This window comes from Pseudomonas arvensis (assembly GCF_056688935.1).
Map to the genome: position 1 here is coordinate 3,992,226 of NZ_CP162038.1, position 12,754 is coordinate 4,004,979.

General features: G+C 57.4%; 7 protein-coding genes and 1 pseudogene. 3 read left to right on the plus strand and 5 right to left on the minus strand.

Annotated features, from left to right (window positions below; genetic code table 11):
* Nucleotides 1-86 precede the first annotated feature (86 nt).
* Both AB3G88_RS17840 and AB3G88_RS17845 read left to right on the plus strand, forming a co-directional pair.
* The gene (locus AB3G88_RS17840) at nt 87-1,253 is read left to right on the plus strand and encodes a pyridoxal phosphate-dependent aminotransferase (RefSeq protein WP_153474626.1); all 1,167 of its coding nucleotides are present in this window, start codon (nt 87-89) and stop codon (nt 1,251-1,253) included.
* A complete protein-coding gene (locus AB3G88_RS17845) occupies nt 1,250-2,176 on the plus strand; it encodes an AEC family transporter (RefSeq protein ID WP_112196184.1) in 927 nt (308 codons plus the stop codon). The genes AB3G88_RS17840 and AB3G88_RS17845 overlap by 4 nt, the downstream gene beginning before the upstream one ends.
* 464 nt (nt 2,177-2,640) lie before the next feature.
* Here the strand turns inward: AB3G88_RS17845 and AB3G88_RS17850 are convergent, their stop codons facing one another.
* Nucleotides 2,641-4,026 carry a PepSY-associated TM helix domain-containing protein gene (locus AB3G88_RS17850; protein ID WP_112196185.1) on the minus strand — a complete coding sequence of 462 codons (1,386 nt, stop codon included), beginning with the start codon at nt 4,024-4,026 and terminating at the stop codon, nt 2,641-2,643.
* Between the two features lie 486 nt (nt 4,027-4,512).
* Between AB3G88_RS17850 and AB3G88_RS17855 the strand changes: the two genes are divergently transcribed.
* Nucleotides 4,513-4,800, plus strand: coding sequence for a c-type cytochrome (locus tag AB3G88_RS17855; protein WP_112196186.1), 288 nt, complete (start codon nt 4,513-4,515; stop codon nt 4,798-4,800).
* A 123-nt stretch (nt 4,801-4,923) separates the two neighbouring features.
* Here AB3G88_RS17855 and AB3G88_RS17860 read toward each other — a convergent pair.
* From AB3G88_RS17860 to mexE, 4 genes and pseudogenes are all read right to left on the minus strand, one after another.
* Nucleotides 4,924-6,129, minus strand: a pseudogene (locus tag AB3G88_RS17860) (ISL3 family transposase).
* Nucleotides 6,130-6,301: 172 nt separating this feature from the next.
* Nucleotides 6,302-7,723, minus strand: a complete 1,422-nt coding sequence (locus AB3G88_RS17865) for an efflux transporter outer membrane subunit (protein ID WP_112196187.1) — start codon at nt 7,721-7,723, stop codon at nt 6,302-6,304.
* Nucleotides 7,720-10,899, minus strand: coding sequence for an efflux RND transporter permease subunit (locus AB3G88_RS17870; RefSeq protein WP_480450982.1), 3,180 nt, complete (start codon nt 10,897-10,899; stop codon nt 7,720-7,722). The genes AB3G88_RS17865 and AB3G88_RS17870 overlap by 4 nt, the downstream gene beginning before the upstream one ends.
* Before the next feature lie 15 nt (nt 10,900-10,914).
* Nucleotides 10,915-12,171, minus strand: coding sequence for a multidrug efflux RND transporter periplasmic adaptor subunit MexE (gene mexE, locus AB3G88_RS17875; protein ID WP_112196189.1), 1,257 nt, complete (start codon nt 12,169-12,171; stop codon nt 10,915-10,917).
* Nucleotides 12,172-12,754 lie beyond the last annotated feature (583 nt).

Below are 12,754 nucleotides of genomic sequence, written 5' to 3' on the forward strand. Positions count from 1 at the left end.
TGTCGAAACATGAATTTTATATCGTTTTTACTTTAGGTATCGATTCCTTATTGTAGTGCCCATCCAATCGTATTTCGAAGGGCATCATGCACGGCAACGAAACTCCAACCAGTGCTTTCCAGTCACCCATTCTACTCATGGCCAAACGCGCTACCACCATGCGCGCTGAGGGGCGGGATGTTATTGACTTAACGCTTGGCGAACCTGATTTCAATGCGCCTGAGCACGTGCTGGATGCAGCGCACCTAGCGCTAGGCGCCCGTCTAACCTACTCCCCATCAAACGGTATTGAGCCGCTTCGCAAGGCTATCCGTATGCGGGCACGTGAAGACCGAGGATTAGATTTCGGTGATGATCAAATCGCGGTTGGGTGTGGCGCAAAACAGATCATCTTTAACGCCTTCCAAGCGACCCTTAAGCCCGGTAATGACGTTATTGTCCCCGCCCCTTACTGGGCCAGCTATCCCGCCATGATCAAGATGTGCGGTGCGCAACCGATCATTCTTCCGACTACCGCTTCGGAAGGATTCAGATTGACAGCGGAGCACTTGGCAGCAGGTCTGCGCCTGGCTAAATTGCCAAAGTGGGTAGTTCTCAATGCACCTGGTAATCCTTCCGGCTCTTTGTACTCTGAGACCGAGTTGCAAGCGATGGCTGAAGTTCTGCGCCATTACCCAGATGTGATGGTGCTGTCAGACGATATCTACGCGGAAATTCGATTCACCCAAGACCCTTATCTGACATTGGCATCGGTAGCGCCAGACCTGGCAGAACGTATCCTCATCGTCGATGGCGTATCTAAAGCCTATGCTATGACAGGTTGGCGTGTAGGTTGGGGGTGCGGCTCGAGGTCGCTGATTTCGGCGATCACTACCGTACAATCTCAAAACTGCACGCAGACCAGCACCTTGAGCCAACTCGCTGCGGTCGCAGCACTTGAAGGGCCACGAAACTTTCTTGCTGAGCGCAATGCGATCTATCGTCAGCGCCGAGATGCTGCACTTCATGTCCTCCGGTCGAGCGATAAACTGGAGGTATCGTGCCCAGAGGGTGCATTTTATTTACTTCCTCAGATCAAAACGGGTGTAGACGATCAAACTCTCGCGCTTGATCTGCTCGAAGTCGGCGTCGCAACGGTTCCCGGAAGTGCTTTTGGGCTGCCTGGCCACCTTCGGCTTTCTTTTGCTACTGACGAAGCTACGCTAGTTGAAGGGTGTAAACGGTTGGTTCGTGCGCTCGAGGCGTACTCGTGACTGCCGAACTTTTGATTGCCCTCGCGCCTATTGTCCTGCTGATTGCCATGGGCGCCTGGCTCAAGCGCAGTCGGTTTCTAGAAGACAGTTTCTGGGCACAGGCAGAGCGCCTAGGCTACTACGTTCTCCTACCCGCGCTATTTTTGCATGGTCTGGCGACCGCCAAATTGGACAACGTGCCAGTCCAAGGGATGATCATGGCGCTTGTACTCTCGACGATCATGGTCGCACTGCTGATGGTCGGCGCCCGTGGGATCATTAAGGGTAACGACGCAGCGTTCACTTCCGTCTTCCAGGGAGGGGTGCGTTTTAATAACTACGTGGGCGTCTCAGTGGTGGCCGGCTTGTTCGGTGCTCAGGGCATCGCTCTGGCTGCCGTAGCCAATGCGGCCATAGTGCCGACCGTGAACATTCTGTGCGTACTGGTGTTCGCGCGTTACGGCACAGGTGGCAGGATGTCTGCGGGCAATGTTGCCAAGCAGTTGGCACTGAACCCACTGGTACTCGCCTGTTTCGCAGGGATACTGCTTCAGGCACTAGGATTGGGCCTGCCTGCCGGCATTGAGCCGATGATTAAGGCTTTAGGGCAGGCATCCTTACCACTGGGCTTACTGTGTGTAGGGGCAGCACTTGAGCTGGGCTCTGTGCGCAGCTGGATTCGGCCCGTCGCATATTCATCGGTGGTCAAGTTCATGATCATGCCACTAACCACGCTGTGCGCATGTCATGTGTTTGGATTAGACGGCAAAGCAGCAATAGCGGCATTGCTCTTCCAGGCACTGCCTACAGCCTCGTCGTCCTACATCATGGCGAGACAGCTAGGTGGAGACGCACCTCTCATGGCGGGGATAATTGCCAGTCAAACTTTGCTTGCAGCACTAGCACTTCCCATTGCAGTGATCGTTTTGATTCCTTGGGTCTGATGTTCATGGTCTTCAGCCTGGAAAGCTGGAGTTGATGCGAAGACTGACCTAAAAATTTAACGCATCCGGTAAATTTGTAACGCTTGAGTCAGAGTAGTCGCGGTGAAGAGATAGCCATTCGATGGTGGCATCGGCACCCTAACATTGAACGGAGTAATGCCTACTCAACACAGACCGGCACCATACTCTCGAATGCCAGAAAGCAAACGTGTGTTCACTGGACGCTGACTCATAACATTCGCCGTGAATGAATGCTCACGGCGCGCCCCTGAAATGGAACGCGCAGTAAGTCTTGGAGATTCAACCTTTCGTCATACCAGCAAGTGTTTCTGCACTCCTCGTGAAATCTACAGCCATCTGGATCATTACCTTCTTCAGCGAACCGATATAGATCTCAACATGGCGAACAGACTCAGCCATGCTCCAATCCGGCGGCGGTTTCCCATCAGGCGATCACGGTGCGGTCAGACCTTGTCTTCAGCAAGCGCGACCGGGCTGCGCATGACGGTCAGCCATGCATCCCAAGCGACCAGCACCAACAGGCTGGAACCCAATACAGGCAGTGCGACACCCAGCAACAGCGCGACGCTGACTACCGCGACTTGCGCGCCGCGGCTCAACGTACGCCAAGCGCTGAGCAGCGTGGCAGCCCTCCCCCCGCTCAGTGCTCGTGTAGGCCGACGGCGCCACCACATCAGGTAACCCATGACGACCAGCACCACCAGCCCAGTGGCGAACACAATCAACACCAACTGATTCGCCAGCCCGAACAACACGCCCATGTGGGCATCGATGCCCCAGCGGGTCAGCTTGGCTGCCAGTGGGTACTGGGCAAACACAACCTTGTCGACGACGGCCAGGGTGGCGGCGTCAATCGCCACGGCGTCGACCTGGGTTGGCCAACGGCGGTCAATCTCGGTGACGGTCCAGGCTTTGTCCGGTGCCGAGGACGGGCGTATTTCGACTCGGGCGGCATCAATCCCCTCAGCGTGCGCCTTGGCCAGCACCGTATCAAACAGAGAGAGGTCCAGGGTCGATGTGAGCATCGTCACGCCGGCCATGTGGTGTCCTGCATGTTCATCCGACGGCCTGTTCGTCGCGTGAGTCTGCCCCAGCGTGGTAGACACGCTGGGAGTGGACCAACCCCAGTAGGCTCTCAGTATGCCGATGTTGTCGCCCGCCCACTGGGACCAGGTCAACCCGGTCGCCGAGAAGAACAGCAGCCCCAGCAGCAGGCAAAGTCCAAGCGTTGCATGAAGCTGACGCAGGCCTTTTTTCGCTGGCCTCGTTGCAGGCATCTTTTTGCGGTGTTGTGCGAACCACAGCAGCAAACCGCCTAGTGCGGCGACCCACAACCAGGAGGCTGCCAGTTCGCTATAAATGCGGCCGATATCACCCAGCATCAGCCCACGATGGAACTGATCGATCCAGGTCCGCAGTGGCAGCACGCCACTGGTGCCATACACCTTCATGTCGCCACGCACCTGCCCACTGACGGGATCAACGAATATCGCACGGTATTCGGAAGGCCCCAGCTCAGGCATCGCAACTAACACGCGCGCAGTATCGCCCTGAGCAGGGGCAGGGCGCACCGCTGTCACCGCCACTGAAGGCCCCACCACTACCTGAGCTGACTGGACTATTTGCGCGAGGCTCAAGGACGGCCCTTGGGACTCGGTATGAAGAGCATGGTCGTAAAGGCGGCTTTCGATTTGCGGTGTGAGGGCATACAGCACGCCGCTGACCGCCGCCACCAGCAAAAACGGACCGACTAAAAAACCAATATAAAAATGCAGTCTTCTGATTAAAGCTTGCAGCGCACCTGGCGCTGGGTTTCCCGGTTTGGACATCAGGACTCACCACGTAGACATGCTTGCACAGCGCAATCAATGAGTCGCGCACGCACTTCAGAATTCTGGGCTGTGGAACTACTCGCAGAGGCGAGCGCCAACAGCCCAGTCAAGGCGCGATGCGCCATGCCTGGCGCACCACAAAAAAACGCCTATCCCTTTTCAGGGCACAGGCGTTTGATAACAAGACTCTAACCCTGCCAAGAGAAATCATCGCGTCATCCTAAAATTTAGCACGCAGCCGATGACGGGCGAGGCTGCGACAATCTGCCACATATAAAAGCATCGCCGCCCAAACTCAATGGTATTCAAGCCCCATCCACACGCTGCGGCATAACGTCGCACTTTGGCTGTTCAAAGCCTCTCAATAGACTTGGATCGCGGCTGCCGTGAGAGCAAGCGGCAGCACGTTTCATACGCCACGGAGGGCATGCGCCACTTCGAGTGCGGGCTTTCTTATTATAAAAATACTCGTTGAGGTCAACCGTGAAAAAAATATTGGCTGCGGCCTTGGTATTCGCATTTTCTACTACCCATGCTGCACAGGATCCTGAGGCGGTCTTCAATCGCTCCTGCACGATGTGTCACAGCGGCCAACTGCCTATGGCGCCGAAAAAAGGCGATAAGGTGGCCTGGAAAAAGCGCCTGGAGCAAGGCAATGATGTACTGGTCAAGCATGTGACCGAAGGGTTCAACGCCATGCCGGCGCGTGGCCTGTGCATGAACTGCACTGCTGAGGATTACAAGGCAGTGATCGACTGGATGTCGAAGTAAGTGTGGCGCTTGAAGCCGCCTCTGAACTGCCCAGTTTGGTGGCCAAGCAGTACATCCGCTCAAGCCTGCGCGTGCGCTGCAAAAAGTAGTCGTGATGTGGCCTCCACCCTAATATCAGGTTCTTCAAGGATTACCGGGAAAGACGCTCTTAATCTTCATGAAAAAGAATTCGCTATCCCGGTAACCGTACGCCATCTGCTTGATGACCTTTATTCGATTGTTTATTCCTTCCAACTGAACGGTGTGCATCGGCCAACAAACCCGGCTCACCAGTCCCCGCCAGTAACCCTTTAGCCATTTGGCGAACTGGACCAGAGCTGGTATTTCGCTTTCGTGCGCATGGCGCAGCCATTGCTTCAAGGCCGATCGCCAACCGCATGCAGTACTCGGCATCCAGAGTGTTTTGAGTTCAGCCTTCATCAAATAGACCGTCATCAACGCTTGGTTAGCCGCCAGCAGATCCTCCAGTCGGACCTGTTGTTTCGGCGTTTTCCAGTTCTGCGGATTGCGCAGCAACAGCCACCGCGCCTCCTTGATGACCTTGCGGACAGGCTTGTCGTGACGCAACCGGTTAGCCTCGTCGACGCGAACCCGATCAATCACCTCTCGGCCATATTTTTGGCCACCACATGGAACAGATCGTAGGCCACTCGCGCGTTAGGACATTGCTGACGAACCTCCAGGTCAAAAGCGGTGTTCATGTCCATCGCCACCGCTTCTATTCGAGCGCAACCCTCTTGCCCCAGTTGCTCGAAGAAAGGCCTGACCACTGCTCGGCTGCGGCCTTCACCGCCCCACAGCACGCGTCGTGTATCCGCATCCAGGACCACGCTGGCGTAACGATGACCTTTGAACAGGGCGAATTCGTCCATCACCAGACGTCGCGGTCGCCTTTGGCAAAACGCTCAACGCCGCTTGCAAGGCTCGACGCTACAGCAACCGAACGGTGCCCCAGTGCAGCCGAAACAGTTGAGCCACGTGCAGTGTGGGAAGGCGCTCGCAGGCTTGAATGACCGCCTCGGCCAAACGCCGCGTCATGCGGGCATAGCGGTCCAGCCAACTGACGGCCTCCATACGTTTACCGCAGTCACGACAGCCAACACGCCTGAGTAACAGGCTGAGGCGCAGCGTCCGCCCGAGAATTGGTAAATCCGGGACAGTTCGCTCGCAATACTCAGGCGTGGTTGAACAGCGTTTTTGGCCGCCGCTACAGGAAGGGAAACGGGTGGCGTGGGGAATCAGGTCGTTCTGAATCGCGTCGCCATCAGGCTTGATCGTGACAACAGAAAAGCCCTCCCGAAAAGGAACGAACGTATTAATATCGTGCATAAGAACGCCGGTTTTTTAGATGTGTTTGCTCGCACGAACATCATCAATCAAATCGGCGTTCTTGTTTCTGTGTTTCTCGGGATTCCGTGAAGAACCAAAAAAAGCCCCGCTACCGAATAGGGCACGGGGCAAAACATTGGTTGGATGCGGCCAACCAAAGGAGCTCTGTTGGTTACTTGCTGGCGACTGTTTCCGGTGACCATCCGCCACCCAGCGCCTTGTAGATCGCGACAATGCCGCGGTACAGATCGACTTCGGCCTGGGCCTGGGAGTCTTCAGCCGCCAGGCGTTCGCGCTGGGCGTCGAGCAGCACCAGGAAATCCACCCTGCCTTCGCGGTAGCGAATGTCGGCCAGGTCGGCGGCGGCGCGGCTTGATTCACTTTGGCGAATCAACGAGATCAGCCGTTGCTGGCGTTTGCCGTAGTCGCTGAAGGCGTTTTCTGACTCTTCCAGGGCCAGCAGCACTTGCTGTTCGTAGGTCGCCAGGGCGCCATCCGCCTCAGCATCGGCGCCGCGCAAGCGGGCCCGCACGCTGCCCAGGTCAAACGCGGCCCAAGTGATGCTTGGCCCCAGCGCCCAGGCGTTGGCAGCCGAGGAACCGATCTGCGAACCGCGCCCGGCGGTAAAGCCGAGGAAGCCGCTGAGACTGACCCGAGGGAACAGGTCGGCCTTGGCCACGCCGATGCGCGCAGTGGCGGCGGCCAGTTTGCGTTCGGCGCTCAAAATGTCCGGGCGCCGTTGCAGCAGTTCGCCCGGGTCACCAATCGGTAAGGCCTTGGCAATTGCAGGCAATTGCGCCGGGCTCAGGTCCACCGTGAGTGTGTCCGGGCGTTCGCCGAGCAGGGTAGCAATGCGGTTGCGCTGACGTGCCTGTTCGGCTTGCAGTTGCGGCACACTGGCTTCAACCGAGGCCAGGCGCGCATCGGCGCGCACCACGTCGAGTTGATCGCCGACCCCGGCATCACGCAGGCTTTCGGTGATCTTGCGTGACTCCTGCTGGTTGTTCAGGTTGGCCAGGGCGATTTTTTCCCGCAGTTGGGCGCCGCGCAGTTGGCCGTAGGCGTCCACCAGTTCGGCAATCAGGCTGACTTGCAGTTGGTAGAGGTCGGCATCGGCAGCCTGCTGGTCGGCATCGCTGGCTTCTAGGTTGCGCTGGATACGCCCAAACAGGTCCAGCTCCCAGGCCATGTCCAGGCCCAGGTCGTAACGTTCACTTTTCACGCGCTGGGTGCTTTGCCCTGGGATCTGGCCCTTGGCCTGGTCACTGCTGGCGCGGCTGGTGATGGTGGGCATGGCGTCATTGCTGGCGTCATCGTGAATTGCCCGGGCCGCCCGCAGCCGGGCAAAGGCGACCCGCAGTTCGCGGTTGCCCTGCAACGACTGGGTCACCAGTTGGTTGAGGATCGGGTCCTCAAATTGCTGCCACCAGATGCCTTCAAAGCGTGCCTGGTCAAAATTCTTTTGCCCGGCGGCGCCATCGGTGGCGGCCGTGATATGGACCGCCTCCAGGTTCTGGGGCTTGTAGTCCGGGCCCACGGCGCAGGCGCTAAGCGCCACGGCCAACAGACTCGGGAGGAAGACTTTCAGGCTCATTGTTGCGCCTCCAACTTCGGGGCGCGAGCGGCTTTGCGAGCCTCACCGCGTTGCACATAGTTGCGGATCAGGACGTAGAACACCGGGGTCAGCAGCAGGCCGAAGAAGGTCACCCCGAGCATCCCGGAGAACACCGCGACACCCATGGCGTGTCGCATTTCAGCACCGGCACCGCTGGAGAACACCAGGGGCACCACACCCATGATGAAGGCAAACGAGGTCATCAGGATCGGCCGCAGACGCAGGCGGCAGGCTTCCAGCACCGCAGCCAGCGGGTCGAGGCCTTCCTCTTGTTTGTCCTTGGCAAACTCGACGATCAGAATCGCGTTCTTACACGCCAGGCCCACCAGTACGATCAAGCCGATCTGGGTGAAGATGTTGTTGTCACCCCCCGACAGGATCACCCCGGTAATGGCCGAGAGCAGGGTCATCGGCACGATCAGGATCACCGCCAGTGGCAGGCTCCAGCTTTCGTACTGGGCGGCGAGTACCAGGAACGCCAGCAATACGCAGAGCGGGAACACGAACAGCGCGGTATTGCCCGAGAGAATCTGCTGGTAGGTCAGGTCGGTCCACTCGTAGGTCATGCCGTTGGGCAGTTCCTCCTTGAGCAGTTTCTCAATGGCTTTTTCGGCCTGGCCAGAGCTGTAGCCGGGCGCGGCGGCGCCGTTGATTTCAGCTGTGATAAAGCCGTTGTAGTGCATCACGCGGTCCGGGCCCGAGGTGTCGCTGACCTTGATAAAGGTCGCCAGGGGGATCATCTCGCCTTTGTTGTTGCGCACTTTCAACTGGCCGATCTGTTCGGCTTCGAGGCGGAACTGTTGCTCGGCCTGGACGTTGACCTGGTAAGTGCGACCGAAGCGGTTGAAGTCGTTGGCATACAGCGAACCTAGGTAGATCTGCAGGGTGTCGAAGATGTCGCTGACGGCCACGCCGTGGGTCTTGGCTTTTTCGCGGTCGATGGCGGCATCGACCTGAGGCACGTTCACCGTGTAGCTGGTGAACAGCCCAGCCAGTTCCGGCACGCCGTGGCTTTTGTTGATGATGTTCATGGTTTCTTTGTACAGCTCGTCGTAGCCCAGGTTGCCCCGGTCTTCGATCTGCAGGCGGAACCCGCCAATGGTGCCCAGGCCCTGTACCGGCGGCGGCGGGAAGATCGCCATGTAGGCTTCCTGGATTTCGCCGAATTTTCCGTTCAACGCACCGGCAATCGCGCCGGCGGACATGCTTGGGTCTTTACGCTCGTCGAACGGCTTCAAGGTGACAAATATCACACCGTTGTTCGTGCTGTTGGTGAAGCCGTTGATCGACAAGCCTGGGAGCGCCGCGGTGCTTTCCACTCCCGGCTGTTTCAAGGCAATGTCGGACATGCGCTTGATCACGTCTTCGGTGCGATCAAGGCTCGCCGCATCCGGCAGTTGAGCGAAGGCCACGAGGTATTGCTTGTCCTGGCCAGGTACGAAACCGGTCGGGGTGTTGGAAAAACCAAAGAAGGTTAGGACCATCAGCCCCGCGTACAGCACCAAGGCAATACCGCTGCTGCGGATTACACGCGCCACGGCGCCGACGTAGCCATGGCTGGCTTTCTCGAAAAAGCGATTGAACGGACGGAATAACCAGCCACCAAACAGTTTGTCGAGCGCTTTTGAGACACGATCCTTCGGCGTGTTATGGCTACGCAGCAACACGGCGGCCAGAGCAGGGGACAAGGTCAGCGAGTTGAACGCCGAAATCACCGTGGAAATCGCAATGGTCAGGGCGAACTGTTTGTAAAACTGCCCGGTCAAGCCGCTTATAAAGGCCGCTGGAATGAACACCGCACACAGCACCAGTGCCGTGGCAATGATCGGACCAGTGACTTCGCTCATGGCCTTTTGAGTGGCCGGGAGGGGCTCCAGGCCCAGCTCAATGTTGCGCTCAACGTTCTCCACCACCACGATGGCGTCGTCCACCACGATACCGATAGCGAGTACCAAACCGAACAATGACAGCGCGTTAAGCGAGAAACCGAACATGTGCATGACCGCAAAGGTACCAATCAGCGACACCGGCACGGCCACCAACGGAATGATCGAGGCGCGCCAGGTTTGCAGAAAAAGGATCACCACCAGCACCACTAGAATCAAGGCTTCAAACAGAGTGTGGACCACCGCCTCGATAGAGCCACGCACGAAGACGGTTGGATCGTAGGCGATGGCGAAATCCATACCTTGCGGAAAGTTTTTCTTCAACTCAGCCATTTTTTCACGAACGTCGTTTGATATCTGGATCGCATTGGAGCCAGGACGCTGGAAGATCGGCAATCCCACCGCCGGCTGGTTGTTAAGCAAGGAGCGCAACGCGTATTGGCTGGAGCCCAGCTCGACCCGCGCAATGTCCTTCAGCCGAGTGATTTCACCGTTATCGCCGGAACGAATGATGACATTCTCGAACTCTTCTTCAGTGACCAGACGGCCCTGGGTATTGACCGACAACTGGAAGGCGGTCGCGTTCGGGGCTGGTTGGGCGCCCAAGGCACCAGCGGCCACTTGACGGTTCTGCTCGCGAATGGCGGTCACCACATCGGTAGCGGTCAGGTTACGCGACGCGATCTTGTTCGGGTCCAACCAGACGCGCAGGGAGTAGTCGCCCATGCCGAACAACTGCACATCACCCACACCGCTAAGGCGGGCCAACTCATCCTTGATGTTGAGAATCGCGTAGTTGGACAGGTAGAGCATATCGTAGCGTTTGTCCGGCGAGATCAAGTGCACCACCATGGTCAGGTTCGGGGAGGCCTTGTCCACAGTGATACCGATGCGACTCACTTCCTCAGGCAGTTTCGGCTGGGTCCGTGTTACACGGTTTTGTACCTGCACCTGAGCGTTGTCCAGGTCGGTGCCCAGGGCGAAGGTGATGGTCAGGGTCAGCTTGCCGTCGGCGGTCGACTGTGAGGACATGTACAGCATGTTCTCAACGCCGGTGATGGCCTGCTCCAGCGGAGCCGCCACGGTTTCACCAATGACTTTGGGGTTGGCCCCAGGGAAGTTGGCGCGTACCACTACGGTGGGCGGAACCACTTCCGGGTATTCGCTGATCGGCAGTTGGAACAGCGAAATTGCGCCGGCGATCAAAATCAGCAGCGAAAGCACCGCGGCGAAAATCGGCCGTGAAATGAAGAATTGGGAGAAATTCATCGGAGTTGTAGTCTCTTAGCCGCGTGGAGTCGCAGTGTTGGTCAGTATCGCTGCTGTACCAGGCGCACTTTTGGCGGATTTGACCTGAGGCAAGTTGTTGGCTTCCAGTGCTTGTCGTTGTAGTGCCAGAGCGGCAAGGGCTTCTTTGCTGGCCATGGGGATGACTTCAGGGGTGACCGGCGAACCTGGACGCACCCGCTGCAAGCCTTTGACGATAATGGTGTCGCCCTTGTTAAGGCCGCTGCGCACGATGCGCAAACCTTCGATCTTCGGCCCCAGTTCGACGGAGCGGTACACGGAGTTGTTGTCGGCATCCATCACTAGCACGAACTTCTTGCCCAGATCGGTACCCACGGCTTCGTCGTTGATCAGCACGGCGGAGTAGGTGCCGCTGCCTACTAGCTTCAGGCGAGCATAGAGACCTGGGGTGTAGGTGCCGTCGCTGTTGTCGAACACCGCACGGCCGCGAATGGTGCCGGTTTTCGGGTTGACCTGGTTGTCGACAAAGTTCATCTGGCCCAAGTGCGGGTTGCCGTCTTCATTGGACAGGCCGAGGTACACCGGGGTGGTGGCACCGCGTTGGCCTTGGCGCGCGAGCTGGGTGTATTTGAGGAAGACACGCTCGTCGGCATCGAAGTAGGCGTAGACCTTGTCGGTGGAAACCACGCTGGTCAGGGCCGTGGTATCGGCGGTGACCAAGTTGCCGGCGGTGATTTCCGCACGGCTGACGCGGCCACTGATCGGCGAGGTGACGCGGGTGAAGCTCAGGTTGAGTTTGGCCAGGTCCAGTTGCGCCTGGACTGCGCCAACGGCGGCGCGGGCTTCCTGGGACGCACTGGTGCGCGAGTCAGCCAGTTCGGCGGAGATCGCGTTGCTGGTGCGCAGACGCTCACCGCGCTGAGCTTCGTTTTCACTGCGGGTGGCGTTGGCTCGGCCTTGGGCGACTAGGGCTTCAAGGCGGCGCACTTCAGCCTGGAATGGACGTGGGTCGATCTGGAACAACAAATCGCCCTTTTTCACCAGGGCGCCTTCGGTGAAGGCCACTTGATCGATCTGACCGGAAACCCGTGGTCGGATTTCAACGGTTTCCGGGGCTTCGAGGCGCCCGGTGAATTCGTCCCATTCATTCACCGGTTGTTCCAGCACCTTGGCCACGCTGACTTTGGCGGCCTGCATGCTGGCGGCGGTTTCCGGGGCTTTACCGCAAGCGCTCATCACCAGCACGGCAAAGGCCGCGAGTGGATACCGCAAGAGTTTGAGTGACTGGTCCATGGTTCGTAAGCCCCTGTAATTGTATTAGTTGAACATGATCATCCTTGAACTTTTTATCAATCCAGCAACACTCAATCAGCCAACCATTTGTAACTCCTGCCCCCTCAACCCCCACCTTGCAGAGCTCTGGTGGTGATATTCCAGGAGATCAAGAAAACCTATAACTGCAGAATTAAAAGTGCCATCCATTTCCTCCTCAAACTCCATGACACTTTTTATGGCGCCCGACATATAGTCAACTCCGAACCCGTCAAAAAAATAAAGACGACACCCTATAACCAAAACCTTTTTAGACATTCCCCACAGCCAACAAACTAATGCGTCAAGCAGCGCATCTACTTACGAAATACTGTAACTGAACGCTCAAATTAAAAAGAGACAAAACGTTGACGATTTCAGCCAAACTGATCAGCCCCTCCTCCAACTGTCAACAAGAAAAAGCCGAACACGCAGCGAAAACACCGAACACACTCTAAGCACGACGAATGAATCTAAATTATTAGGAGTCTAATAATAAATTCTTTCTTACGCTTATAAAATATCGTATTTTTCTTTAAAGCAAGCTGAAACAAACCTAATGCTG